Here is a 24,699-nt window from a genome sequence, read left to right as displayed (position 1 = left end):
TTGCGTTCTGGCTAACTCCCTAGCACGGTATAACTCGCCGGGCACGTATCGACCGACGACAAGGAGCCATCCATGCCGCTACCCACCAGTTGGGGTCCCATCGACGGGGGGCGGCTTACCCGGCGCGGCTTCATGGCAGCCGGTATCGCGGGTGGATTGACTCTGGCGGCGTGCGACCACTCCAAGCCGCAGGCACCCAGCAGTGCCAACAAGATGGCGGACGCGATCGCTGCCGCGGAAGCGGCGCGCCCGCACCGCGGCCGCACGGTGACCGCTAGTTTGACTCCGCAACTGACACAGATCGACCTGGGCGGGCCAGTCGTCCGAACCTTGGCCTTCGGCGACAAGCTGCCCGGGCCGCTGATCAGGGCCACCGTCGGCGACGAGCTTGTGGTCAAGGTCTCCAACAAACTCGACCATCCGACGTCGGTGCATTGGCACGGTATCGCGTTGCGCAACAACATGGATGGTGCGGAGCCGGCCACCCCGAATATCGAGGCCGGTCAAGAATTCACCTACCAGTTCTCGGTACCGAATTCGGGCACCTACTGGGCTCATCCACACACCGGCCTCGACGAAGACATGGGCCTGTACCTACCGGTCGTCATCGAGGATCCGACTGAGGGCGACTACGACGTCGAATGGGTTGTGGTCCTTGATGATTGGACCGACGGCGTCGGGAAGAGCCCGCAGCAGCTCTACCAGGAGCTCACTAACCCGAACAAATCCGGCATGCCCGGTATGCCCGGTATGTCCAACATGCCGGCCGCACCCGAGACGACGCCGACATCCCCGACCACCTCGACGACGTCCACGTCCGAGACGACGTCCACGTCCGAGACGACGTCCACGTCCGAGACGACGTCGACAACCGCGACCACCTCGACGAGCCCGCCCACGTCGGCAGCCGCGATGCCGCCGGCCAGGGTCGGTAGCAGCGAGCTACTTGGCGGCGACGCCGGCGACATCCCCTATCCCTACTATCTGATCAACGGCCGCATTCCTGCGGCTCCCACCACCTTCAACGCGAAACCGGGCCAGCGAATCCGGATCCGTTTCATCAACACCGGCTCCGACACCGCATTTCGCGTCGCGTTGGCCGGCCACACCATGACGGTCACCCACACCGATGGTTTCCGCGTCGTGCCCAGGCAGGTCGACGCCTTACTCATCGGGATGGCCGAACGGTACGACGTGATCGTGACCGCCGCCGACGGTGTCTTCCCACTGGTCGCGCTCGCGGAGGGCAAAGGTTCGCTGGCGCGCGCACTGCTGTCCACCGGACAAGGCAGCGTGCCCGATCCACTATTCCAACCGGCCGAACTCACCAAACGCGTGGGAACCATCGAGATGTTCACCGCCGCAACGTCGGCCATGTTGAGCCGACCCAAACCGGGTGTCAACCTACCGGTCGTCCTGGGCGGCAACATGGCCCAATACGACTGGACGATCAACGGCGAGCCCTACAGCCGGACTAATCCGCTACATGTACGGCAGGGGCAACGGCCCACCATCACGTTCGACAACACCACGATGATGTATCATCCAATCCACCTGCACGGGCACACATTCCAGCTGATCAACGCCGACGGATCTCTCGGCGCCCGCAAGGACACCGTGATCGTGCTACCTAAACAGAAGCTCCTCGCGGTTCTGGTGGCCGACAACCCTGGCGTGTGGCAGATGCACTGCCACAACACCTACCACCAAGTCGCGGGAATGATGACCCGATTGGAATACGTCTTCTAGGATGCGGCGCGGAGAAACTCCAGCAGCAAATCGTTGGTCGTCGACGCCTGCTCGATCTGCGGACAATGACCGGCGTCGGAGACCACCGCCGAGCGGGCGCCGTCAATCTGCTTGGCGATCTGCGCGGCCCAGCCCGACGGAAGCAGCTTGTCCTCTCCGCCTTCGATGACAAGCGTTGGCACACTGATGCGTTCGTAGGATCGCGTGGCCAACGGTGTCGGGGGCCGCGACGAGCCGGGACGGCGGAATCGAGCCGCGGCCACCGCTTCCCACGCCCCCGGCGCGGTGCTCGACTCATAGCGCCGGCCCACGTATTCCTCATCGGCCGGATAGCCGGCGTCGTGGAAGAGCGCCGCGACTATGCTCCGCATCCCCGAACGCGTCGCGTCGTACTCCTGCAGCGCCTCAAAGTGCTTGTTCTGCTGGATATCTCCGCCTCCACAGATGATCATCAAGCTGCGGACGGGCAGTCGCGGCGCCTCCGACGTGGCATCGTTGAGTAGGTTGATGGCGCCCATCGAGTTGCCGGCGAAATGCGCCGAGTCGACGCCGAGGGCCTCGCAGAAGCGAGCCACATGCCGAATCCGCATCCCCCGACCGTCGACGAAGTCGATCACCTTCGCCGAATTGCCATACCCCAGCATGTCCGGGGCCAGCACTCGATAGTGCGCGGCCAGCACGGAAATATTGCGCTCCCAACAGATTTCGGCGCTGGCTCCGAACTCGCCGCCGTGCAGCAGCACCACCGGATCGCCTTCACCGGCCTCTAGGTAGCCGGTGGTCAAGCCGTCAACCAGCATGCTCCTGCGCTCAAAGTCCATCACTTGATCGCGATCGGGTTGACCGGGGAGCCCACGGCCCCAACGACTCTCAGCGGCGGTGCGATGAGCTGGAATTCGTAGACGCCGTCGGCAGCACAGTCCTGCGCCAGCGCGGTGAGATCCCAGTATTCGCCGAAGATCATCCCCATGTCGCGCAGGCAGAGCAGGTGCAGCGGGAATGTGATCCCGTCGACCCCGGATTCCAGGTCTTCGACCTGAAGGTTGTCTGCGGCCACGGCGGCGATCTGGTGATCGTGTAGCCACTGGGCACACCGCCAGTCCAGTCCCGAATAGCCTTCCATCTTGTTCCCGGTCATGAGAAACCTTGTCCACCAACCGGTCCTGATCAGAACAATATCGCCTGGCCCGATGGTGACGCCCTGCGCACGGACCACGTCGTCGAGTTCTTCCGGGGATATCGGGTTGCCGGCCTCGAGGAAGACGTCGGCCCCCCGATGGCGAACCAAGTCCAGCAGCACACCTCGGGATGTGATGCCCTTGACGTCGACCTTGTCGATGCCGCAGTGGTAGGCACCCAGGCTGGTCACCGAATCCGCCGGGAACCCGTTGTAGAGGTGATCGTCGTAGTAGACGTGGGACAGCGCATCCCACTGGCTTGCCGCCTGCAACGGCATGATGATGATGTCATCGTTGAACCGGAACGGGTTGTCGGCAGTCATGTAGCTACTGAGCTGCTGGGCCACCGGATTACTCGGCCAGCTCGGCCCGTACTTGGCCAGCGTGTTCACATCTCCGCCGTCGACGGTCATGATGTGCACCGGGTTGTGCCGGAACTCGAAGGCGCCCTGCGGCCCGGAGGCGCCGAAGTCGACCCCGAGCGGAAACACCTTGCCGTGCTTGACCGGGCTCGCCGCTTGGGCGACCTTGTCCGCGGTGATGAAGTTCAGCGTGCCAAGCTCGTCGTCGTTCCCCCAGCGCCCCCAATTGGAGACGTCACTCGCGACCCGCCGGAAATCAGTCAAGTCGGCCATCGGCCCGTCCTTCCTCGAGTTCACGGGCGATCGCGGCACCCACGTTTCCGCCGTCGACCCAGAGGACCTGTCCCGTGATGTAGCTGGCTGCACGACTATTCAAAAAGAGCAACACCGCGGCCTGCTCGGCGGGGCCGGAAACACGGCCCAGGGGCTTGGGAATACCGTCGAGGAAGCCCTGCCCGTATGCGGTTCGCAGCTGATCGAGGATCGGGGTTTCGGTGACCCCGGGGCCGGAACAATTGATGCGGATACCGTTGGCGCCCAACGGTGTGGCGCTGCGCATGGTGTAAAAGATGATCGCTTCTTTGGACAGTTGGTAGCCGTTGCCCAGCTCGTCGGGATGGGCGTGACACCAGTCGATGCCCTGTTGCATCGTCGCGGTATCCAGCAACGGCACCACCGCGTCGGCATGCTCCCGATAGCCGGCCGCCGCGAGCGAGGAGACGCTCACGATTGAAGATCCCGCGCCCATCTTGGGCACCAGCGCCTCGGTGACGCGCCGCAGGCCCAGGAAGTTGATCGTGGCGACCAGGGTCGGGTCGCCGATCCCCGACGAGACTCCGGCGACGTTGAAAAGCGCGTCGACCCGCCCGCCGATGGATGCTACGGCACCTTCGATCGACTCCGGGTCGGCCAGGTCGACGTGATGAAACTCGTTGACCTCGAACGGCGGTCGGCGCTTATCCAGCCCGATGACTTCGGCGCCGAGGTCGGTGAGCTGTCGCCCCACATGTTCGCCGATACCCGACGCACACCCGGTGACCACGGCACGGCGGCCGTCATAGCGCCACAGCTCGTCGATGTCTGCCAAGGCCGTCTACTTCTTGTTCTGTTCTTCCTTTGCCCGCTGCGCTGCCTGGACCCGACCCTCGTTGATCTCCGCCATGGCCTCGGGGATCTCGCTGGCAGTGAACTTACCGCCACGACCGGTGGGCAGGCCGCCAAAGGAGTAGTTTTCATCAAATTTCGGTGCGGTCGACTTGGGCCGCCGCGCCTCGACCTTCTCGATGACGGGCGCCAGGCGCTTGGCCTTCTCCGCCACCGCCTTCTTGTCGCGCTCGATGAACTCGGGCAGCACCTCTTTGCCCATCAGCTCGATGGACTCCATGGTGCCCTCGTGGCTGCGCGGATTGAGCAGCAGGATGATCTCGTCGACGCCGCTCTCCTCGTAGCCGCGCAGGAACTCGCGCACGGTGGCCGGGGATCCGATCGCGCCACGGCCGGGCCCATAGGCCAGCGTCGGGTCTTTTTCCACCTCTTCGAGGTAGCGCTTCCACACTCCGGTCCGCCCGGGGGTGTGCACGCCGGTCATGTAGTAGTGCATGATGCCGAACGAAAAGAATCCGCCACCCTGGCCGAGGCGTTGCAGGGCCTGCTCGTCGGTCCTGGCGACCATCATCGACAGGTCACCGCCGATGGCCAGGATGTTCGGGTTGATCTGCGGCGTGACCGGCACGCCGTTCTCCTCGAATTCCTTGTAGTAACCGTTGACCCGCTCGGTTAGCGGACCGGGGCCGGTGTAAGCGAAACTCAAAGCACCGATGGCTTTTTGGGCAGCCATCTGCACGCTGGCCGGCCTGGTGCAGGCAACCCAGACGGGGGGATGCGGCTTCTGTAGCGGCTTGGGCACCACGTTGCGGGCCGGCATCTGGACGTGTTGGCCTTCGAACCCGGAAAAGGGCTCTTCGACCATGCAGCGGATCGAGACCTCGAGCGCCTCTTCCCACTGCGCGCGTTTGTCAGCGGGATCGATGTTGAACCCGCCCAGCTCACCGACGGAGGAGGATTCGCCGGTGCCGAACTCGACGCGTCCGTTGGACAGCAAGTCAAGGGTGGCAATGCGTTCGGCTACCCGCGCGGGGTGATTCACCAACGGCGGCAGGTGCATGATGCCGAATCCGAGCCGGATGTTCTTGGTCCGCTGGCTGGCCGCGGCCAGGAATATCTCCGGCGCGGTGGAATGGCAGTACTCCTCGAGGAAGTGATGCTCGGTCAGCCAGACGGTGGAGAATCCCGCCTTGTCGGCGGCTTCCACCTCGTCCAGGCAGTCCTGCAACATGACGTGCTCGTCCTCCGGTACCCACGGGCGTGGCAGGGCGAACTCGTAGAACAGTGAAATTTTCATTGTTACCTCCTCAAGAGACTAGGCCTGGCTGGCAAGGTGTTTCGCGGCGACAAAGCCGAAGGTCATGGCGGGACCGATGGTCGCTCCGGCGCCCGCGTAGCTGCGGCCCATCACCGGCGCGGAGGTGTTTCCCACCGCATACAGGCCGGGGACGACGGTGCCGTCGGGACGTACCACTCGGGCGTATTCGTCGGTCAGCAGGCCACCCGAGGTTCCGAGATCGCCGAGAACGATTCGGAACGCGTAGTAGGGCGGGTCACCCAGCGGATACAGATTGGGGTTGGGCAGGGTCGGATCGCCGTAATAGTTGTCGTACACGCTGTCCCCTCGGTTGAAATCGTCGTCGTGACCCTGGCGCGCGAGTTCGTTGAAACGAGCCGCGGTTGCACGAAGTTCGGTTGCCGGGACGCCGATCTTTGCGGCCATTTCGTCCCAACTGGTCGCCGCCTTCACCACGCCGGATTCCAGCCAAGCCGACGGAACCTTGCGGCCGGTGGGCACCGGGGCGCCGGGGATTTTCGGGATCGGCAGGTGGCCGCCGACGACGTAGCGGTTGAAGGATCGGTGATCGGTGATCAGCCAGCACGGGATGTGGGTGACCCCGGATTGCTGCCCGTCGATCATGGCGTGGCCGAAGTCCATGTACGGGGCGGCCTCGTTGATGAAGCGCTTGCCGTCGCCGTTGACGATGAATTGGGCCGGCATCATCCGCTCGTTCAGCATGAATTGCATTCGGCCGTCCGGCCATTGGATGGCCGGGAACCACCATGCCTCGTCCAGAAGATCGGTTGCGGCGCCCACCTTTTGGCCCGCACGGATGCCGTCGCCCATCGCGGCCGGATTGCCGAAGCTCCAGTCCTGGTCCACGACTGGGAGCTGCTCTTTGCGCCAGGCAAGGTCATGATCGAAGCCGCCTGAAGCCAGGATGACACCTCGGCGCGCGCCGATGCGCTGCTTGGCACAGTCGCGTTCGAGCACCGCTCCGGTCACCGATCCTCCTGCGTCGATGACTAACTCGGTCATCGGCGCGTCCAGCCACAGCGGGATGTCGTTCTCGCGCATCGCCAGCCGCAGCCGGGCGGCCAACGACTGCCCGATTGCGGCCATCCGCTCATCGAGGACTCTCGCCTTGACCATCCGCCAGATCAGTTTCAGTAGTACGCCCTTACCGGCCCACGACTGCCTGATCCGATAGAAGGTCCGAAGGTCTTTGGGGCCCAGCCAGATTCCCCGCGGAGCAAGCGCCAGTGGCGCCAGCAACGTCTTCTCGTCGGCGCCCAGCTTCCGCAGATCGATGGCCGGCACGTTGATGGTGCTACCGAGTTCCGAGCCGCCGGGCAGCTCCGGGTAGTAATCGGCATAGCCGGGCTTCCAGACGAATTCGAACCATCCCGAAAGCTCTTCGAGAAACTCCAGCATCTTGGGGGCCGACTCGACGTACTGCCGGATGCGCGCCTCGCTGACCAGACCCTCGGTGATCTTGAGCAGGTATTCGACCACGCCGTCGGGATCCGGACAGTAGCCGCCCCGGCGTTGCGAGGGCGCGCCAGGTACCCAGATGCCGCCCCCGGACAAGGCGGTGGAACCGCCGAAGTGGGAGGACTTTTCGACCACCAACGTGTCCAGCCCGGACGCATGCGCCGTCAGGGCCGCGGCCATGCCACCACCGCCGGACCCGACGACCAACACGTCGACAACGTGATCGAAGCCGTCCATCTCCGCACCGGTCATGTCGGCATCGCCGTCCTGATCGCGAAGCCAGCGATCAATTCTTCGGCCGGCTTGTAGTAGCGCAACGCCGTCTGGTACTCGCCTGCGGTTTCCAGCGCGGCGAAAGCCGCTATCCACGTGCGCACTTCGTGCGCGGAGGTACCGCCCTCGTAGAACACGAACGAGTTCGACCAGAGGTCGAACGCGGTGAGTCGGCCGGTGTCGATGATCTCCAGGAAGCGGTGGTCCCACGCCGGGTTGAGAGGTTGCAGGTCACTCTCGCCACCCGCGAAGGCCTTGGCCGCCTCGATGACAGCGGCCTGCCTGGCTTGGCGCTGCTCTTGTGTCATCGGCCGGCCCTGCACGATCCGCTCCAGCACCGCTTCAGGCGCGGTCGCCAGTGTCGGCACCGGAGGGCTATGCGAGAGTCCACCGGATCCGATCACCAGGACCCGCTTATCCAACGTGGCCAGAAAGGTGCCCACGGCCGCACCCAGCGCCCGGCACCGATGCAGCGGTCCCAGCGGCACCGCAACCGCATTGATGAAGACCGGTATCACCGGCCGCGACAGTGCGTCCCCGAACAGCTTCTCAAGCGGCTGGACGGTCCCGTGGTCCACGTCCATGCTGGCCGATACCGCCACGTCGATACCCGCGTCGAGCACGGCCTCCGCGCACTGCGAGGCCAGGTCCGTCGGCACATCCAGCGCACCGTCATGCGTGCCGTAGTCGCCAACTCCGTTGGCGTTCAGGCCGATACAGAACGGCGGCATCGCCTTGTAGAAGAACCCGTTGTAGTGGTCCGGAGAAAAGATGACCACGAGTTCGGGATCGTAATCGCGAACGAATTCCCGAGCCTGCGCGATGGCGCCTTCGATGTCGTCAAGCAGGTCCCGCGACGGCCCCGGAAGATTCAGGAGCGGGCTGTGGGACATACAGCACAGAGCCATTGCCACCGTCGACATCACCCCCTCCCGGGATGAGTGTGAGGGCGTCCAACAGCGATGCGCTGAGATCGGGAGAGAGCTGGGCGATGCAGGCACCCGCGATGCAGCGATCGGGACGCAGGAACACTACTGATTCGGAGTGCACATCGAACCAGGACTTGAGCCCGCCGGTGCGATCGCCCACGACGATGACATCCGGATCGTCGTGCCCAGGCCAGTTCAGCTGAGTCAGCGGCCGCAGCGCGACAAACCGTGCGCCCAGCGCTTTCCACTTCGCGAAAGCCTCGTCGCCGAGAATCTTGCGCGGGTTGTTGTTCCAGCACAGCACGGCGAACCACGGCCCAAGCACATCGTCCAGCAGGACATCTTGCTGAGTCCGGGTATCGACCCGGGGCTGAATGAACAGCGTGCCGACGGGCGATTCGGTGCGGTGCGGGGTCGAATGCACGACTGCCCCGTGCTCGTACCGCGGCATCGGCTTGAACCGCATCTCGAGCACATATCGCTTGAGCGTGGGCACAATTGACGCCGAACGCACCAGCAGGTCGCGTGCGGTGGCGACTCGGCGGTTGGTCGGCGAGATGACCCGGCCGACCATGGTGGAAAGGTCGATCATGGCCCGCGCGTGCTTGCGGCGCTCCATGTCGTAGCTGTCCAGCAATTTGTCGTCGGCCCGGCCGTTGACCACGGCGGCCAGCTTCCAGCCCAGGTTAGCGGCATCCCGGATGCCGCTGTTGTAGCCCTGCCCCTGCCACACCGGCATCAGGTGCGCGGCGTCACCGGCCAGCAGCAGCCGGCCGCTGCGGAACGCCCCGGCGATTCGCGAGTGGTGCGTGTACACCCGGCGCCGGATCACGTCGACCCGGTCGGGACGGGGCACCATGCGGGCCAGCATCTGCTCCAGGAACGCCGGGTCCTCCGCTTGCTCGTCGGTCTCGTCGGCGTGAATCATGAACTCGAAGCGCCGAATTCCGTGCGCGATCGAGATCGAGGCGTACGGGCGTTCGGGGTCGGCACCGACCTCACTGTTCGGATGGCCCAGCGGATCGTTGGCGATGTCGACCACCAACCAGCGCGTGGACGACGTCGTCCCGTCGAAGGACACGCCCATCACCCGCCGCGTCATGCTGCGGCCGCCGTCGCAGCCGACGACATAGCGGGCCCGCACCGTGCTGGGATCCCCCTCGCCGCCAAGCTCGACCGTGACCGCGTCGGCGGTTTCCTCGCAAGTCGTCATCGGGTGGCTCCAGCGCACCTCGACGCAGTCGAATCTGTCTAGACCGGCCAGTAATTCGGCGTCGACGAGCGGTTGGACGAATCCGTTGCGCTTCGGCCAACCGAAACGCGCATCGGGCGGGGCCATTTCGGCAAGCACCCGGCGCTTGGCGTCGAAGAAACGCAGAATCTGGTTAGGAACCGTGTGCGGCAGGACGCACTCGACCAGGCCGATCGACTGGAAGGTGCGCAACGACTCGTCGTCCAGGCCGACCCCGCGCGGGTAGTCGATCAGCGTGTCTCTTTCGTCGACCAATAGCGTTCGGACACCTTGCTGGCCAAGGATATTGGCCAGGGTCAGACCGACCGGGCCTGCGCCGACGATGACTACGTCGACATCGAGTCCTGGTGTCTGGTGCCCGTCGGTTCCCATCAGCGGCCTAGCAGGAAGTCGAGATGCAGTTGGTTGAAGGTCTTGGCGTCCTCGTACTGCGGCCAGCGGCCGCAACCGGGCATCACCTCGAACCGGGCGCCCGGAATCATCGACGCCATGCGGCGTCCCTCGGTCACGTCGGCGGTGGGGTCGTCACTGGTCCACAACACCAGCGTCGGCGCGACGATCGACCCGTATTCGTCCGGGCCGAGGATGTTGCGGGCCCGAATCTCGGGGTCCTGTAATGCCATGATGTCGCTCATCGCGGAGACGAATCCCGGTTGGCGATACACCCGTTGGCGACTGGCGACCAGGTCGTCGTAGCCCCTGGACTTGTCGGCCATCAGCCACTTGATCCGCGCCTGCACGGTCTCCCAGGTCGGGTCCTCGGCGGCGGCCATGGACAGCGTGATGATCCGTTGCATCACCACTGGATCGGCCTGGGAGCCGCCGGCGGTGTTAAGGACCAGTCGCTCAACCACATCCGGGTGGTCGACCGCGGTACGGGCGGCCACCCAGCCGCCGAGCGATTCACCGCTGATGAATGCGCGCTCCACCCCGATGGTGCGCAGCACAGCCATCAGGTGCTCGACGTAGTGGCTGACTTCCAGCGGGTGGCCCGGCTTGTCGGTGTACCCATGCCCCAGCATGTCGATCGACCAGGTCCAGAAATGCTCGGCGTGCGCGCCTAGATTGCGCACATAAGCCTCGGCGTGGCCGCCGGATCCGTGCAGCAGCATCAGTACCGGCTTACCGGGATCGCCGGCGCGCAGGTAACGGGTCTTGACTCCCCCGGCGTTGAGATAGCCCTGCTCAAACGCGACACCCTGAAGATCGCTCCAGATGCTCTCGAACTCGGCCACGGTTCCTCTCTGCCTACTACTGGTGGAAATCGCGTTCTCGTTTTAGACTTACCCGATGTGCAAATATCGCACACTCTCGTGCGTTATATATTAGAGCTTCGCTCTCGCTTGGAGGTATGTCAAGGCTGTGACGGGTTCGGGCACCGGCTCGCAGACGCTGGCCAGGGGAATCACCGCGCTGCAAATGGTTGCGGACTCCCCCACCGGGTTGACCGTGCAGCAGCTCGCCGACCAGGTCGGGGTGCACCGCACCATCGCCTATCGGCTGCTGTCAACGTTGGCCCAGTTCCGCTTGGTGGCCAAGGGCGAAGACGGGCGTTACCGGCCGGCCGCCGGGCTCGCGGTGCTCGGCGCGTCGTTCGACCGCAATGTGCGCCAACTGAGTCTGCCGACGTTGCGCGCCCTGGCCGACGATCTGGGCACCACGGTGTCGTTGCTCATCGCCGAGGGCGATCAACAGGTCGCGATCGCGGTGATCGTGCCGAGCCACGTCGCCTACCAACTGTCGTTCCACGAAGGCAGCCGGTACCCGCTGGACCGCGGCGCTGCCGGAATCGCCCTGCTCGCAAGCCTTCCGCCACGCCCGGGCGAGCGGGACCTGGTGTCGCGAGCACGCGAGCGCGGCTGGGTGACGACCTACGGAGAGATCGAACCGAATACCTACGGCCTGGCCGTGTCGGTCCACCGCTCGGCACCGTCTCCGCCGACATGCATCAACCTCATCTCCCACCGGGAAGACGTCGTGCTGCGCGGCAGGGATGCGGTCGTCAAAGCCGCGAACCAGTTGTCCGAGCTGCTGAGCTGAAGGGATAGCCGTTGATGTCTTGGGACTCCGAGGCCGATGTCGTCGTGCTCGGCACCGGCGGGGCCGGCCTGACCGCCGCACTGTCCGCGGCGTCTGCCGGCGCCTCCGTCGAGGTGTTCGAGAAGGCCCCGACCGTCGGCGGCACCACCGCGGTGTCGGGTGGAGTCGTGTGGATTCCCGCCCATAACCGTTCTCCCGACGGCGAATTGACTCAAGACGCCGCGCTGCAGTACTTGCGCGCGCAGTCCCTGGGCACCATGGACGACGCGCTGGTCGAAACGTTCGTGCGGACCGGCCCGGCCATGCTGGAATTCGTCGAGGGGCATAGCGGCCTACATTTCGAGATCGCGGCCGGCTTCCCCGACTACCGGCCAGAGCTGCCGGGTGGCCAGCCGACCGGAGGCCGGTCGCTGAGCGCGGGGCCGTTCGACCTGAACCAAATCGGTGAGTGGGGCGACCGGATCACCTCATTTCCCGCCGACTGGTCCAACGTCGGTTTCGATGCCGAAACCCGGGCACGCCTGCACGCGGCGATCGAGGAGGGCAGCGACCTGTGCGTCGCAGGCACCGCGCTAATTGCGGGGCTACTCAAGGGATTACTCGACGCCGGGGTGACACCGCACACCAACGCCCGGGCCGAGGAACTCGTTACCGAAGACGGCGAAATCGTCGGGGTGCGCATCGCGATGTCCGGACAGCGCATCAACGTGCGAGCGCGGCGTGGAGTCGTTTTGGGTGTCGGCGGATTCGAATGGGATCCGGGCTTGGTACAGGCGTTCCTTCGCGGGCCGATGCACGGTGCGGTCTCGCCGCCGAACAACACCGGTGACGGGCTGCGCATGGCAATGGCGCACGGCGCTGATCTGGCGAACATGGGCGAAGCGTGGTGGGTGCCGGTCGTACAAATCCCCGGCGACACCATCGAAGGCCAACAGCGCAGCCGCAGCGTGCGGCTGGAGCGAACTCGGCCGCGGAGCATCATCGTCAACCAGGCCGGGCACCGATTCGTCAACGAGGCCTGCGATTACAACTCGATGGCCGGCGCGTTCCACTACCTGGACCCTCGGGGCGGATACGTCAACGATCGCGGATGGATGGTCTTCGATTCAGTTCACTTGCAGCGCTATGGATTTCTGGGCATCGCGCCCGGTGAGCCGGTTCCGGACTGGTTCTGCGAGTCCGCGGACCTGAGCGAACTGGGTGCCAAGACCGGTATCGATGCCGAAGGCCTGATCCGCACGATCGACGAGTGGAACCGCCACGTGGCGAAGGACGCCGACCCCGACTTCGGCCGCGGTTCCAGTGCGTACGACGGCTATTGGGGCGACGACAGCGCCAGCACCGCGGCCGGGAAGACACTCGGCCCAATCGACACCGCGCCGTATTACGCGGTTCCAGTGTGTATCGGCGCGATGGGCACCAAGGGCGGGCCGCGCACCGACCACGACGGCCGGGTGCTCCACGTCAGCGGGGAACCTATTCCGGGCCTGTTCGCTGCGGGCAACACGATGGCCGGCGCGACCGGACGTGCCTATGGCGGTGCAGGTGGAACCATTGGTCCGGCAATGGTTTTCGGATATCGTGCGGGTTACGCTGCCGCCACCGGTAAGTCGGTCGACCTGCAGTAGCTGTTCACGACTTCAGCGGCACTTCCACGCAGATGTGGGTGCCCACCGCGGTGTCGAGGAAAACGAACACGCCGCCGGCGGCGTCCACCCGGGCGCGATGCGACGCCAGACCGATGTGGCCCTCCCCCAACCGGCGTGCCATGGTCTCGGTATTGAATCCCGCCCCGTCGTCGATCACATGCAAAACACATCTGTGGTCGGTGACCCCCAGCTTGATCGATGCCCGGCGGGCGTGCGAGTGCTGCACGACGTTCGACACCAATTCCCGAACCACACCGAACACGATCGGGTCGATCTCATCGCGGTTCGGGTAATCGATCTCCGTGGAGATCTGGATGCCCGAGCGCTGTGCCGAATCCGAGGCCAACTGATGCACCGCTGCCGCCAGCCCAACCTGTTCGAGCACGGCCGGGTGCAGCTCGAAAGTCGCCTGCCGCAGGCTGTGTGACGCGACTTGCAGACCGGCCAGCGCGCGCTCGACGCGCTCGTCACCCGGGAGCGTGGTCTCCAGCTCGACGAGTTCGTGACGCACCGCCAGGATGTCTTGCAGCGGTCCGTCGTGAATGGACTCCGAAATCCGGCGCTGCAACACATCCGACGCCGTCATCGTCTGAGCAAGCAATTCCTCGCGCAGCACGCTTAAGCCTGCGACCGAGCGCGTGTGCCGATCTGCGATACGGACCGCCATGTATGCAGTGGCACATAGGAACCCGTACAGCACAAAGCGAAAAGCGGCCTCGAACACCCCGATCGAGCGCAGCATCTCCGGGTCCTGGAGCACCGCGATCGCGAACCCCACCATGGAGAAGATCAGCACCAGCGCGGCGCGGCGCGAAGAGACGTCAAGGCCCAACAGGATGGGCAGCATGGTCATGATCAACAAGGGATAGACCGCGCCAGTGGACAGCAGCTGGAAGACGGTCAAGGCGATGACGTCGATGATGGTGAAAGCAACTGGTTCCAGCGCCCCCACCGCAACCCATTGACGAAACGGGAAAAATGCGAGCGCCGCGGCGCACAGTGCGATGACCGCGTACACCGCGATCAGTACACTCTGCTGCAGCCACTCGGACCGGCTGGTGCCGATCATCATGGCGGCGACCATCAACCCAACTACGCCGATCCGAACCACAGACGCGATTCGATACGAGCGCAGTTGGTGAATCCCGCGTACCCGATGCAACTCTGCATCGCTGGTATCCGCCACGCGAACACAGTATTCATCTGTACTCGCCACTCTGGGGCTAAATGGCAAAACCCGCATCAGGTTGTCCCCAATAGCAATCTGCGCAGGTACGGCGAACCGCTAGACTGTCCGCCATGGCCGGCGCAGCAACGCCCGAGAAGGTCCGCGTCGTTGTCGGCGATGATCACCCGCTCTTCCGGGAAGGCGTGGTACGAGCCCTGGCTCTCAGCGGCGAGGTAAACGTCGTCGGCGAGGCGGATGACGGCACCCAAGCGCTGGAACTGATCAAGGAGCACCTTCCCGACGTCGCATTGCTCGACTTCCGGATGCCCGGCATGGATGGCGCTCAGGTAGCCGCGGCGGTGCGAAGTAACGATCTGCCCACGCGCGTCCTGCTGCTGTCGGCGCATGACGAGGCCGCGATCGTGTATCAAGCGCTGCAGCAAGGTGCAGCCGGCTTTCTGCTCAAGGACTCGACGCGCACCGAGATCGTCAAAGCGGTGCTCGATTGCGCGAACGGAAACGACGTGGTGGCACCCTCGCTTGCCGGAGGGCTTGCCGCACAGATTCGGCAGCGAGCGGAGCCGACGGCTCCTGTCCTCAGCGCCCGGGAGCGCGAGGTGCTCAATCGGATCGCTCGCGGTCAAAGCATCCCCGCGATCGCAGGCGAGCTGTTCGTCGCACCCTCCACGGTCAAAACGCATGTCCAGCGGTTATACGAGAAACTCGGAGTCAGCGATCGCGCAGCTGCTGTCGCCGAGGCAATGCGGCAAGGTCTACTCAGCTAGCGGCAGGCCACACCTCCGGCTCCCGAATCGGCGCCGGCTGGTCATCCCACAGGATGACCTTCGCGAAGGCCTCAGCCTCGGCGACCAGGTGACGGGCTCGGCGCTCCACCTCGTAGAGGTGGGCGGCACTGACGCCGGCGTCAATCAGCCGCTCCCTTTCCAGAACCAGTGGGCCCACCCAGACGACACCATCCTCGCGCTGGGTCATCGCGTGAACCAGAACCGGACCTCCGCCCGCGCTCGCGCATCGCACGGCGCCGGCGACCGAATCACGAACCACCGCAACGTCGTTGCCATCGATTGATATCACTGGCAGCCCGTGACACTCGCTTACGTTGGCTTCCTCACGCGCATTTTCGACAACGAACACCACCGGAAGCTGCCAGGACAGGGCGATGTGCGCGGCCTCGGCGAAGTCTGCCGATTTCGCGTCACTACTTTCCATGACACAGACCGTGACCCCGCCGTCGTCCATCAGTTGCTTACCGTAGGCGTGCCCGACGGCCAGCAGCGGTGACTGCTGCAAAGCGCTTGAGAGAGAACATAACCCACGAACTGAAGCCACGAACGGGGCTTCCTCGTCGCCGTCAGGACCGAAATCCGGGCTGCTGAGCGCCGCGATGGCCGGGCCCAGCGGCAGCGCGCAACTGATCTGCTGGGCATGCTGCATGTGGATGATGGCGGTGGTCATGAAGTCGCCGGGACGAAGTGCCGCGGCGGTGCCGATTGCCACCGCCTCTTGGCCGAGCGCGGCCTGGACGGGTTGGTTGAGCCGACCGTCGATACGCATCTCCTCCACTGCCATGTCGAGCAGGCGCAAGACCCACATTTGGCGGTACAGCTCCAGTTGCTCACGCAACCATGCCGCTGACAGTTCGGGTGTGCGAGTCATGTTCGGTGGCTCCTAACTCGTCGTGGATACAAGAGTTAAGTTATGCGGGTGGCGCTGGGCCAACCTCCGCCGATCGGGTCGCAATCCAGATGAATTCCGTTCCCCCGATTGGGGGACAAGCGACCTCAATCCTTGCCCTGACCTGCGCCTAACAGCAGCTGCGCGGCCGCCGAATACGGGTCGGCCTGGCCGTCGACCACCGATTCCGCGAGCCGGTCAAGATCCGGCTGGCTGCGCAGCTGGGTTTGGGCCAGCGAAAGGATTTGCGCGCGGGCGCGAGTCACCCGGCGCTCACGGCTGTCGGTGCGGTGATGGTCGTCGATGGCGGCGACGAGATCGGCGACACCATCGCCCCGCGCAGCGATGAGGCTGACGATCGGGGCCTTGGTCTCGGCGCGCAGGTCCCGCACGGTCTGTTCGGCACCGTCCCGGTCGGCCTTGTTGACCGCCACGATGTCGGCAACCTCCAGCACGCCCGCTTTGGCGGCCTGGACCGCGTCGCCCGCACCGGGGTTGAGGATGACGATGGTGGGGTCGGCTACCGCGGCAATCTCGATCTCCGACTGTCCCACCCCGACGGTTTCCAGCAGCACCATGTCGTAGCCGATCGCACCCAGCAAACGGATGGCCGCAGGCACCGCGGCGGCCAGACCCCCGAGATGACCGCGGCTTGCCACCGAACGAATCAGCACGTCAGAGTCGTTGATATGGGCGGCCATTCGAATTCGGTCACCCAGCAGCGCGCCGCCGCTGAATGGCGACGACGGGTCCACGGCCAGCACGGCCACCCGGCAGCCGCGCTCGCGGTAGGCACCGACGAGGGCCGCGACCGTTGTCGACTTTCCTGCGCCGGGCGGTCCGGTGACACCGACGACACGCATCCGCAACGCGCTTGCGGGACCAATGCTGGCCAGCACCTCGTCGCGACGTTCACCTTCGACGAGGCTGAGCAGCCGACCCGCCGCGCGCGGAGATCCGTTGCGCGCTCCGGCAATTAGGTCGGCGATCGTCATGGACACATTATGGAGCCGGGACCTCGATGACCGTCGCGGAACCCATGCCGCCGCCGGCACACATGGCGGCGACACCGATTCCGCCGCCATGCCGCCGCAGTTCGTGCACCAGGGTGACCAGCATCCTGGCTCCGGTGGCCGCCACCGGATGTCCGAGACCGCGGCCGCTACCGCTACCGCTGACGTTCACCTTCTCGGGATCGAGTTCGAGCATCTTGATGGTCGCCACGCACATCGCCGCGAACGCCTCGTTGATTTCGAACAGGTCCACATCGGAGATCGAAATACCGGCACGGGCAAGGGCTTTCGGGATCGCAGCGACGGGCGCCAGACCGGTGATCGCGGGGTCGACGCCGACCGACGCCCAGGACCGTACGGTGGCCAGCGCGGGCAAACCTAGTTGGGCGCCCAGCCGGTCGCTTGCGATGACCAACGCCGCCGCACCGTCGTTGGCACCACACGCATTACCGGCGGTGATCGAAAAGCCCTCGATCTCGGGATGCAGCGGCTTGAGCGCGGCCAGTTTCTCCATCGTGGTGTCGCGACGCGGGTGCTCGTCGACCGAGAGCAGCCCGTGCGGCGTCTCGATCGCAACGATCTCTTCCTTGAAGCGACCTTCGTCGATCGCGGCGATCGCGTTGCGATGCGACCGCAACGCCCAGGCGTCCATCCCGGCGCGCATGCTGGCCGCCGCGCTCTGCATCGCCGCCTGCCCGGCCGCGCAATGCCGATTGTTGGCCAGACCGGGCACGTGGGACAGCCCCGCCGTGATCGCCGCATGGCGGGCGACCACGCCGCCGCCGTAGAGCCCCTCACCCAGGATCACGTCGTCGACCTGCGCCGGATCCAGGTCTGTGGCCGCCTCGGAAACGACGTGGTGTGCGAGGTCGAACGCGCTGGTGTCGCCCAGCGTTCCCGTCCGGGCGGTGCCGATCGGGGTGCGCAGCGCGGACACGATGTCAGCTTCAGGCACGGGTTTCTCCAGTTCAGCCAGCGCGGTGCGAAACGTCGAGAATCTGCCGCACGTTCATGAGAACACTATTCTCTCATTTCGAGAGTCTCAGTTGCAAGATGATCCGCCGCCGCCCGGCTCACCGCCGGACTCACCGACTACGATTTCGTGCCACTGCTCATCAGAGGTAGGAGGCGGCGGCCAGCCATGACTCAGTCGGAGGGGACCATCGCGGTCCCGGGCGGGAATGTTTGGTTCAAGCGCGTCGGCGGTGGGCCGGGTCGTCCGCTGCTTGCCATTCACGGCGGGCCCGGCGTACCGCACAACTACTTGCTTTCGCTTGAACGTTTGGCCAACGAGCGCGAAGTCATCTTCTGGGATCAGCTTGGCTGCGGAAATTCCGAGTGCCCGTCGAACCCTGACCTTTGGACGATCCAGCGTTCGGTCGCCGAAATGGACACCGTCATTCAGGCTCTTGGCTTACAGCGCTTCCATCTGTTCGGCAACTCGTGGGGTGGCATGCTGGCGCAGCAGTACGTACTCGACATCCCGTCGACCGCGGCCAGCGTGACCATCTCCAACAGCATCGCGTCCATACCCGCGTTTGCCGGCATGGTGGAACGGCTGAAGCGCGATCTCGACCCGGCCACCCAATCCGCCATTGACCACCATGAAGCCGCCGGTACGACGTACTCACCCGAATACCAAGACGCGATCCGCACCTGGAACGAGACGTATCTGTGCCGGGTACGCCCATGGCCGCGCGATCTCGAGGAGGCATTCATGCGCATGGGAGCCGAGAGTTTCGAAACATTGTTCGGCCCCAGCGACTTTCACATCGTCGGGACCATTCGCAGCTGGGATGTGTTCGACCGGTTGAGCGAGATCGCGCTGCCCACCCTCGTGATCGCGGGCAGGTACGACGAATGCGCCCACGAGCACATGTGGGAAATGCATCAGCGGATCGCGGACTCGCGGTTCGAGTTGTTCGAGTTGTTCGAGTCGAGTTCGCACATGCCTTTCATCGAGGAGCCGCAGCGCTTCGACGACGTGATGCGGGACTTCTTGCGGCACCACGACGACGGCTGAACTTCCAGGATTTCACCCGGCGATCGTCGCGGCTGCCGCGACACACCCACCCGACACGCCGAGCGCCGGGGAGTCACGGCCAGTCACACGGCCGCAGCGGTGCAGGCAGACGCCCACAGTGACCGACCCCACACCGGTGTCATCGGTTTAGACGTTGCGGCGCCGGACTCGTTGGGTACGGGTCAAAGGACCGACAACTTCACGAAAGGAGTTCCAGCATGAGTGAGCGCGACAATGGACTCGTGGAAGGCATCAAGGGCGTCATCGAGGACGCGATCGGGAAGACCAAAGAGATCGTCGGCATCCTGATCAATCACGAGAGTCTCCGCAAGGAAGGCCGCGCCCAGCAGGACAAGGCGAAGGCACAACGCGATGTGGCCAAAAAAGAGGCTCAGGCCGAGGCAGCGCGTGGTGCCGCGAAGACAGCCGAGGCCCGCGAGAAGGCCGCGGCAAAGAGCTAGTCACTCCCCGTCGAAGAACTGGGCCGCGAGTGCGGCTCAGTTCTTCGACGCGTTGAACTTCGCGACGTTGGCTCGGAAGTCCTCGGTCAAAAATGACTGACTCTCGGCCGAGAGGGCGTAGTCGAGGCTGGCGAGCACCGCGCGCTCGAGATGGATGTTGAGCACCCGCTTGGTGCTCTCGACAGCCTGCTGAGGTAGCTCCAAAATCTTTTTGGCGCAGGCGATTGCCTCGGCCAAGGGGTCGGCCGCCACGTGGTTGGCCAGTCCCAGTTCGACGGCGCGAGGGGCTTTGATCCGGGCACCGGTCAGCGCGTATTCCTTGGCCAGCAGCAGGCTGATGTGCAGCGGCCAAGTCAGCGGTCCGCCGTCGGCGGCCACCAACCCCACCTGTACATGCGGATCGGCTAGGTAGGCATCTTCGGCGATGTAGACGATGTCGCTCAGCGCAACCAGGCTGCAGCCCAGACCGACCGCGGGGCCATTCACGGCTGCTACCACTGGAATTCGGCACCGCGCCATGCCCAGCACGATTTCGCGCCCGTCCCGGATGGTCTTGGCCCGCAGGTCGGCGTCGTTCGCAAGTTCCTCGAGATAGCCGAAGTCGCCGCCGGCAGAGAACGCTCTGCCGGCACCGGTGATCACCGCCGCGCGGGCGGTGGGATCATCGGTTAACCGCTGCCAGATCCGTGCCAGCCCGGAGTGCAGATCGTCGTTGACCGAGTTCAGCGAATCCGGCCGGTTCAGCGTGATGATCCGTAGTGCACCGTCGGCACGCACGTCGATTTCAGCAGGCATGTCGTACACGTCAGACTCCCAATCCCAAGATTCGCGAAGCGATGATGTTCTTCTGTATCTGTGATGTCCCACCCATGACGCTCTGCGCACGGCTGTACAGGTAGGCGCTGAGCAGATCTGGATCACGGGTCCCGGTGACCGCCAATGCGGCGTGCCCCACCGATTGTTCGACCCAGGTCATCAGCAACTTGTCCAGCGAGCCTTCCGACCCGTGCGACACCCCATCCAGCTGTTCGGACAACCGCCGACGCACGTGATGCGTCAACATGTCCGACTGAACCGCGGCCCAGGCCAGCTCTTCGGACACCTCGCCGTCGTTGCGTGCCAACAGTTCTCGGACAAGCTTGCCGTATCGCGCGGCGTAGCCGAGGGTGGAGGGCTCGCGTTCGTGTCCGACGACGGTCATCGCCACGGCCCAACCGTCACCGGATGCACCCACCATCCGGTCGGCCGGCACCGTGGCGCCGTCGAAGAATACTTGGCCGAATTCATTGGTGACGCCGTTCATCATCTGTAGCGGACGTTGTTGCACCCCAGTCTGTTTCATGTCGAGCACGAATGCCGACAGGCCACGGTGCCGCTTGGCGTCGGGATCGGTGCGGGCCAGCAGCAGACAGTAATCGGCGACGTCGGAGTAGCTGGTCCAGATCTTGTGCCCGTGCACGACGTAGTTGTCGCCGTCCCGGGTGGCGGTGGTGGTCAGCGACGCCAGATCCGAGCCGGCACCTGGTTCGCTAAAGCCCTGGCACCAGCGTTCGGTGCCGTTGATAATGCCGGGCAGGAAGCGTTTCCGGAGCTCGTCGCCGCCATGCGCGCCGATGCCGTACACCAGATAGCCGACGCTGGGGCGCGGCGGGGCGCCGGCGCGTACCAGCTCCTCGTCGACGATGACGTCGTACACCGGCGCCAGGTCCTGGCCACCCCAATCGCGTGGCCAGGACAGGCCGAAAAAGCCGTTCTCGTACAGGGCTCGATGCCAGTCGGCCATGCGCGCCCAGTACTCGTCGCCGGAGCCGGAGAATTCCTTGGCGTGCGCCGAAAGCCAGGTGCGCAGCCGCTCCCGGAACGCCGTCTCGTCAGGTGAGTCACGAAAGTCCAAGATCGATCTCCTTCAACGTGACGGGCCACAGCTCTGTCGATGTCAGGGCGCGGCGCAAGTAGACATGCGCGATGCACTCCCAGGTATTGCCGATACCGCCGTGTACCTGAACCGAGGTCTCGCACACGGTTCGGGTGGCACGTGCGCAGTAGACCTTGGCGATTTGGGCGGCTCGGATGGCGTGCGCGGCTTCAAGTTCGTCGACACCCCACGCGGCATGCCGCAGCACGCTGACCGAACCTTCAATTAGGGCAAGGCTTTCGGCCAGCAGGTGAGCGATGGCTTGATACGAACCTATCTGCTTGCCGTACTGCTCGCGGATCTTCGCGTAGTCGCAGGCGACGGCCTGTGCGCCCCGGGCGATTCCGACCAGGTCCGCCGATGTGGTGACCAGCGCCAGCGCGTACCACCGGGCCGCTGCCTCGTCGGGCAGCTCTCCGAGTGTCTCACCAGATCCCCCCAATTCGGCTTCGGCTCTGGTTAAGTCGGCACCGTCGCGCACGGCCCCCAGCTCCGTGGCCAGCGCCGTGTTGCCGGACAGCGACAAGGCACGCCGGGCACCGCGCGCGTCGACCGCGCGGTCATCCACAGCAACCGTCGCCGCGTCGGCATCGGCACCGACGCGGTGTGCCAGGTCGTCGGCCAGCACCGGGCCGAGGAACGGCGTATCGACCAGCCGGCGGCCAAATTCCTCGGCGACGATCGCGACTTCGACGCCGGATGCCCCGTCCGAGCGCAGCGACCTGAAGCCCGTCGCCGCAATCTGCTTGTCCAGACGTGCGATTCGACTGTCGTCGGCGAGGTCCGCAACCGTGGCTGGACCCAGATCATCGGCCAGCTTCGCAGCGGCATCACGCAACTGTTGCTGTTCAGCTGTCAGACGTACATCCATAGCGCTCCTTCAGCACTCGGCGCAGCACCTTGCCCGACGGCAGGCGAGGAATATCAGACACGAACACGACCCGGCTCAGGTGTTTGTAGGAGGCCAGCCTCTCGTCCACCCGAGCGGTGAGGTCGGCGGCGACCGCTTCCATATCGCCGGGAGCCTCAGTGGCGACCGCGGCAACGACGGCTTCACCGTTGATCCCGTCCGGAACTCCAAACACAGCACAGTCTTTGACGGCAGGATGATCGTGCAACACCGTCTCGATTTCGGCTGGCGCGACTTGAAACCCGCGCACCTTGATCATCTCTTTGAGGCGGTCGGTGATCCGCAGCCAATTGTCGGCATCGAGGCACCCGACGTCACCGGTGCGATACCAGCCGTCGCACATCGCCTCACCGGTCGCCTCGGCCGGGAGATAACCGGCCATCAGCGAGGTCGACCGTGCCTGGATCTCGCCGACCTCCCCCGGGCCGACCGGCCGGCCGGTCTGCAGCGAGATGACCCGCACCTGGACCCCCGGCACCGGGCGCCCGACAGTATCGAGCCGCGGCTTGTCCGGCGGATTGCAGGCGATCACAGGCAGTTCCGTGGTGCCGTAGGCCGGAACCCAGCCGACGCCGGTGCGCCGGGTGACGGTCTCGGCGACGCTGGCGCTGACCGGCGTCGCTCCCCACATGATGAAGCGCAGCGACGACAGGTCGTATGACTCCAGCGTCGGGTGTGCGGCGATAGCCATCGCGATGGGTGCGACCGCCATTTCGATTGTGATGCGGTCTTTTTCGATGTGATGCAGCATCCGGTCGATGTCGAAGCGTGGATGTAGCCGCAGCTGGGCGCCGGTGCGCAGCGCCGTCACGATGTTGAGCAGGCCCAGGATGTGCGACGGCGGAGTGGCGACCTGAATCCGGTCTTGCCGGGTGAGTTGCAGCGCACCGCGCCAGTGCCGCACGGCATCGGCCAGGGCGGCGTGGGTGTGCCGGACGGCCTTCGGTAAACCGGTGGTGCCCGAACTGAACACCAGCACCGCGTCGGCGCGCGGCAACCGCGACATCGGAATCTGCTCCACGGGAGCGACCGGGTCGCCGAGGTGCAGCATCGGCATCAGCCCGGCCAGCACCGGATGGTCCCCGACCGCGTGGCTGGCGCTGGTCAGCGCCAGCGCGTGGTCGACCTCGTCGTGCTTCCAGGCGGGGCTGATCAGCACCGCCGTGGCACCGAGGCGCCAGATGCCCAGCAGGACGGCGACGAACTCCGGACGGTTGGAGGACATGACGGCAACCCGCTGGCCCGCAACGACGCCGCTTTTGCGCAGGGCCGCGGCCAGACTGTTGGCTAGCGTGTCGAGCTGAGGCAGGCTGAATTGCCGTTCCTCGAACACGAGCGCAGCCGGCTCGGTCACGTCCTGTCCTTCCCCGCAGGCCAGGCTGACCCGACATCGGCGCAGTAGAGAAGATGCTATCGCTTAGTGAGAATAGTATTCTCTATACTGAAGAACGCAAGTACGGGCGGGGCGCCCACGATGGGACCAGCGCGCGGCGGTCACCGCGACAATCGAGGAGACTCCAAGGGTGGCAGATCCCACATCGAACGGTGCCGAACCCGGCACGGTGACGATCTACCTGGACCGCAAGAGGGCAACGGTGCCCCTGGTTGCCGGCGAGACGCTCCTGGAGAGTGCCCGCCGGGCGGGGCTGGATCCGCCGTTCAACTGCGAGGCCGGCAACTGTGGCACGTGCATGGCCCGCCTTGAGAGCGGGCACGCGACGATGCGGATTAACGACGCTCTCGACGACGACGAAGTGGAAGACGGCTACATTTTGACGTGCCAGGGCGTACCCGATACGGATTCCGTCACGGTGCGCTACGAATAGTCACGAAAGAGGTGGCTCCAAATGTCCAAGATGGCCAAGGGCATCATCCTCGTGGAGAGTCGGCCCAGTTCGCCCGAACGCGACCGGGAGTACAACACCTGGTACGACGAAGTCCATCTGCCTGAACTCGTGGCCCTCGACGGATTCGTCTCGGCGCGACGGCTGCGTCCGGTCAACGGCGAGGGGCCATACGTCGCCATCTACGAAATCGAAGGCGACAACCTGCAGGCCGTGCTGGACAACATGATCGCCAATGCCGGCCAGCTGACCATGTCCGATGCATTGCTGCTGGATCCCGCGCCGATCCCCCGACTGCTGGAAACGACGACCGAGTGCGACGGGTAGCCGAATTCGGCTGCGCCGCTGTGTGGGAGAG

Annotated in this window: 24 protein-coding genes; 8 read left to right on the top strand and 16 right to left on the bottom strand. The window is 65.1% G+C overall.

Annotation, left to right across the window (positions count from 1 at the left end; genetic code table 11):
• Nucleotides 1–72: 72 nt before the first annotated feature.
• Entirely contained in the window at nt 73–1,749 is a 1,677-nt protein-coding gene (locus DB708_RS22740) for a multicopper oxidase family protein (RefSeq protein ID WP_108925741.1), read from the top strand.
• On the opposite strand, the gene DB708_RS22735 is transcribed toward DB708_RS22740, so the two are convergent.
• Genes DB708_RS22735 through DB708_RS22700 form a run of 8 tightly spaced genes read right to left on the bottom strand, consistent with a single transcriptional unit; the run spans nt 1,746 to nt 10,858 of the window.
• Nucleotides 1,746–2,570, bottom strand: a complete 825-nt coding sequence (locus DB708_RS22735) for an alpha/beta fold hydrolase (RefSeq protein ID WP_108925740.1) — start codon at nt 2,568–2,570, stop codon at nt 1,746–1,748. The genes DB708_RS22740 and DB708_RS22735 overlap by 4 nt on opposite strands.
• Nucleotides 2,570–3,562: a cyclase family protein gene (locus tag DB708_RS22730; protein WP_108925739.1), complete on the bottom strand. Its 993-nt coding sequence runs from the start codon at nt 3,560–3,562 to the stop codon at nt 2,570–2,572. The genes DB708_RS22735 and DB708_RS22730 overlap by 1 nt, the downstream gene beginning before the upstream one ends.
• Nucleotides 3,546–4,376 carry a coniferyl-alcohol dehydrogenase gene (locus DB708_RS22725; RefSeq protein WP_108925738.1) on the bottom strand — a complete coding sequence of 277 codons (831 nt, stop codon included), beginning with the start codon at nt 4,374–4,376 and terminating at the stop codon, nt 3,546–3,548. Before DB708_RS22725 ends, DB708_RS22730 begins: the two co-directional genes overlap by 17 nt.
• A 6-nt stretch (nt 4,377–4,382) precedes the next feature.
• Entirely contained in the window at nt 4,383–5,690 is a 1,308-nt protein-coding gene (locus DB708_RS22720) for an LLM class flavin-dependent oxidoreductase (protein ID WP_108925737.1), read from the bottom strand.
• Nucleotides 5,691–5,708: 18 nt separating this feature from the next.
• Entirely contained in the window at nt 5,709–7,406 is a 1,698-nt protein-coding gene (locus DB708_RS22715; RefSeq protein ID WP_108925859.1) for an FAD-binding protein, read from the bottom strand.
• An 11-nt stretch (nt 7,407–7,417) separates the two neighbouring features.
• Nucleotides 7,418–8,335: a 3-carboxyethylcatechol 2,3-dioxygenase gene (locus DB708_RS22710; RefSeq protein ID WP_235616902.1), complete on the bottom strand. Its 918-nt coding sequence runs from the start codon at nt 8,333–8,335 to the stop codon at nt 7,418–7,420.
• A complete protein-coding gene (locus DB708_RS22705; RefSeq protein WP_108925736.1) occupies nt 8,283–9,995 on the bottom strand; it encodes a bifunctional 3-(3-hydroxy-phenyl)propionate/3-hydroxycinnamic acid hydroxylase in 1,713 nt (570 codons plus the stop codon). Before DB708_RS22705 ends, DB708_RS22710 begins: the two co-directional genes overlap by 53 nt.
• Nucleotides 9,995–10,858: an alpha/beta fold hydrolase gene (locus tag DB708_RS22700; RefSeq protein ID WP_108925735.1), complete on the bottom strand. Its 864-nt coding sequence runs from the start codon at nt 10,856–10,858 to the stop codon at nt 9,995–9,997. Before DB708_RS22700 ends, DB708_RS22705 begins: the two co-directional genes overlap by 1 nt.
• Before the next feature lie 127 nt (nt 10,859–10,985).
• On the opposite strand from DB708_RS22700, the gene DB708_RS22695 reads away from it, so the two are divergent.
• Together DB708_RS22695 and DB708_RS22690 are read left to right on the top strand one after the other, a co-directional pair.
• Nucleotides 10,986–11,663 (top strand): IclR family transcriptional regulator, encoded by a 678-nt coding sequence (locus DB708_RS22695; protein ID WP_108925734.1) that lies wholly within the window; start codon nt 10,986–10,988, stop codon nt 11,661–11,663.
• A 14-nt stretch (nt 11,664–11,677) separates the two neighbouring features.
• Nucleotides 11,678–13,291: an FAD-dependent oxidoreductase gene (locus DB708_RS22690; protein ID WP_108925733.1), complete on the top strand. Its 1,614-nt coding sequence runs from the start codon at nt 11,678–11,680 to the stop codon at nt 13,289–13,291.
• Between the two features lie 4 nt (nt 13,292–13,295).
• Here the strand turns inward: DB708_RS22690 and DB708_RS22685 are convergent, their stop codons facing one another.
• Nucleotides 13,296–14,498: a sensor histidine kinase gene (locus tag DB708_RS22685; RefSeq protein WP_201263596.1), complete on the bottom strand. Its 1,203-nt coding sequence runs from the start codon at nt 14,496–14,498 to the stop codon at nt 13,296–13,298.
• Between the two features lie 113 nt (nt 14,499–14,611).
• Between DB708_RS22685 and DB708_RS22680 the strand changes: the two genes are divergently transcribed.
• Nucleotides 14,612–15,265: a response regulator gene (locus DB708_RS22680; protein WP_108925731.1), complete on the top strand. Its 654-nt coding sequence runs from the start codon at nt 14,612–14,614 to the stop codon at nt 15,263–15,265.
• On the opposite strand, the gene DB708_RS22675 is transcribed toward DB708_RS22680, so the two are convergent.
• From DB708_RS22675 to DB708_RS22665, 3 genes are all read right to left on the bottom strand, one after another.
• The gene (locus DB708_RS22675; RefSeq protein WP_201263595.1) at nt 15,258–16,157 is read right to left on the bottom strand and encodes a thiamine pyrophosphate-dependent enzyme; all 900 of its coding nucleotides are present in this window, start codon (nt 16,155–16,157) and stop codon (nt 15,258–15,260) included. The two genes, DB708_RS22680 and DB708_RS22675, sit on opposite strands and share 8 nt — an antisense overlap.
• Before the next feature lie 125 nt (nt 16,158–16,282).
• Nucleotides 16,283–17,170: a methylmalonyl Co-A mutase-associated GTPase MeaB gene (gene meaB, locus DB708_RS22670; protein WP_108925856.1), complete on the bottom strand. Its 888-nt coding sequence runs from the start codon at nt 17,168–17,170 to the stop codon at nt 16,283–16,285.
• Nucleotides 17,171–17,177: 7 nt separating this feature from the next.
• The gene (locus DB708_RS22665) at nt 17,178–18,143 is read right to left on the bottom strand and encodes a thiolase family protein (protein ID WP_108925730.1); all 966 of its coding nucleotides are present in this window, start codon (nt 18,141–18,143) and stop codon (nt 17,178–17,180) included.
• A gap of 186 nt (nt 18,144–18,329) precedes the next feature.
• Between DB708_RS22665 and DB708_RS22660 the strand changes: the two genes are divergently transcribed.
• Both DB708_RS22660 and mbp1 read left to right on the top strand, forming a co-directional pair.
• Nucleotides 18,330–19,211, top strand: coding sequence for a proline iminopeptidase-family hydrolase (locus DB708_RS22660; protein WP_108925729.1), 882 nt, complete (start codon nt 18,330–18,332; stop codon nt 19,209–19,211).
• A 218-nt stretch (nt 19,212–19,429) separates the two neighbouring features.
• Complete coding sequence (gene mbp1, locus DB708_RS22655; protein WP_108925728.1) at nt 19,430–19,672, top strand: microaggregate-binding protein 1; 243 nt, start codon at nt 19,430–19,432, stop codon at nt 19,670–19,672.
• Nucleotides 19,673–19,708: 36 nt separating this feature from the next.
• Here mbp1 and DB708_RS22650 read toward each other — a convergent pair whose 3' ends face one another.
• From DB708_RS22650 to DB708_RS22635, 4 genes are read right to left on the bottom strand one after another with little or no spacing between them, the layout of a single operon-like run.
• On the bottom strand, nt 19,709–20,476 hold the full coding sequence (locus DB708_RS22650) for an enoyl-CoA hydratase/isomerase family protein (protein ID WP_108925727.1): 768 nt from the start codon (nt 20,474–20,476) through the stop codon (nt 19,709–19,711).
• Nucleotide 20,477: 1 nt separating this feature from the next.
• Nucleotides 20,478–21,566, bottom strand: coding sequence for an acyl-CoA dehydrogenase family protein (locus DB708_RS22645; protein WP_108925726.1), 1,089 nt, complete (start codon nt 21,564–21,566; stop codon nt 20,478–20,480).
• Entirely contained in the window at nt 21,553–22,458 is a 906-nt protein-coding gene (locus DB708_RS22640) for an acyl-CoA dehydrogenase family protein (protein ID WP_108925725.1), read from the bottom strand. Before DB708_RS22640 ends, DB708_RS22645 begins: the two co-directional genes overlap by 14 nt.
• On the bottom strand, nt 22,436–23,851 hold the full coding sequence (locus tag DB708_RS22635; RefSeq protein ID WP_108925724.1) for a class I adenylate-forming enzyme family protein: 1,416 nt from the start codon (nt 23,849–23,851) through the stop codon (nt 22,436–22,438). Before DB708_RS22635 ends, DB708_RS22640 begins: the two co-directional genes overlap by 23 nt.
• 169 nt (nt 23,852–24,020) lie before the next feature.
• Here DB708_RS22635 and DB708_RS22630 point away from each other — a divergent pair, with 169 nt between their 5' ends.
• Entirely contained in the window at nt 24,021–24,323 is a 303-nt protein-coding gene (locus tag DB708_RS22630) for a 2Fe-2S iron-sulfur cluster-binding protein (RefSeq protein WP_201263594.1), read from the top strand.
• A gap of 30 nt (nt 24,324–24,353) precedes the next feature.
• Complete coding sequence (locus DB708_RS22625; RefSeq protein ID WP_108925855.1) at nt 24,354–24,668, top strand: DUF4286 family protein; 315 nt, start codon at nt 24,354–24,356, stop codon at nt 24,666–24,668.
• Nucleotides 24,669–24,699 lie beyond the last annotated feature (31 nt).

Origin of the sequence: Mycobacterium montefiorense (assembly GCF_003112775.1) — a bacterium.
GTDB classification, from domain to species: Bacteria; Actinomycetota; Actinomycetes; order Mycobacteriales; family Mycobacteriaceae; genus Mycobacterium; species Mycobacterium montefiorense.
This window is presented reverse-complemented; position numbering and strand designations above follow the sequence as displayed.

Coding starts and splice junctions, on each gene's coding strand:
- DB708_RS22740 (WP_108925741.1), top strand. CDS start 73: ATGCCGCTACCCACCAGTTGGGGTCCCATCGACGGGGGGCGGCTTACC.
- DB708_RS22735 (WP_108925740.1), bottom strand. CDS start 2,570: ATGGACTTTGAGCGCAGGAGCATGCTGGTTGACGGCTTGACCACCGGC.
- DB708_RS22730 (WP_108925739.1), bottom strand. CDS start 3,562: ATGGCCGACTTGACTGATTTCCGGCGGGTCGCGAGTGACGTCTCCAAT.
- DB708_RS22720 (WP_108925737.1), bottom strand. CDS start 5,690: ATGAAAATTTCACTGTTCTACGAGTTCGCCCTGCCACGCCCGTGGGTA.
- DB708_RS22715 (WP_108925859.1), bottom strand. CDS start 7,406: ATGGACGGCTTCGATCACGTTGTCGACGTGTTGGTCGTCGGGTCCGGC.
- DB708_RS22710 (WP_235616902.1), bottom strand. CDS start 8,335: ATGTCCCACAGCCCGCTCCTGAATCTTCCGGGGCCGTCGCGGGACCTG.
- DB708_RS22705 (WP_108925736.1), bottom strand. CDS start 9,995: ATGGGAACCGACGGGCACCAGACACCAGGACTCGATGTCGACGTAGTC.
- DB708_RS22690 (WP_108925733.1), top strand. CDS start 11,678: ATGTCTTGGGACTCCGAGGCCGATGTCGTCGTGCTCGGCACCGGCGGG.
- DB708_RS22680 (WP_108925731.1), top strand. CDS start 14,612: ATGGCCGGCGCAGCAACGCCCGAGAAGGTCCGCGTCGTTGTCGGCGAT.
- DB708_RS22675 (WP_201263595.1), bottom strand. CDS start 16,157: ATGACTCGCACACCCGAACTGTCAGCGGCATGGTTGCGTGAGCAACTG.
- meaB (WP_108925856.1), bottom strand. CDS start 17,170: ATGACGATCGCCGACCTAATTGCCGGAGCGCGCAACGGATCTCCGCGC.
- DB708_RS22660 (WP_108925729.1), top strand. CDS start 18,330: ATGACTCAGTCGGAGGGGACCATCGCGGTCCCGGGCGGGAATGTTTGG.
- mbp1 (WP_108925728.1), top strand. CDS start 19,430: ATGAGTGAGCGCGACAATGGACTCGTGGAAGGCATCAAGGGCGTCATC.
- DB708_RS22640 (WP_108925725.1), bottom strand. CDS start 22,458: ATGGATGTACGTCTGACAGCTGAACAGCAACAGTTGCGTGATGCCGCT.
- DB708_RS22625 (WP_108925855.1), top strand. CDS start 24,354: ATGGCCAAGGGCATCATCCTCGTGGAGAGTCGGCCCAGTTCGCCCGAA.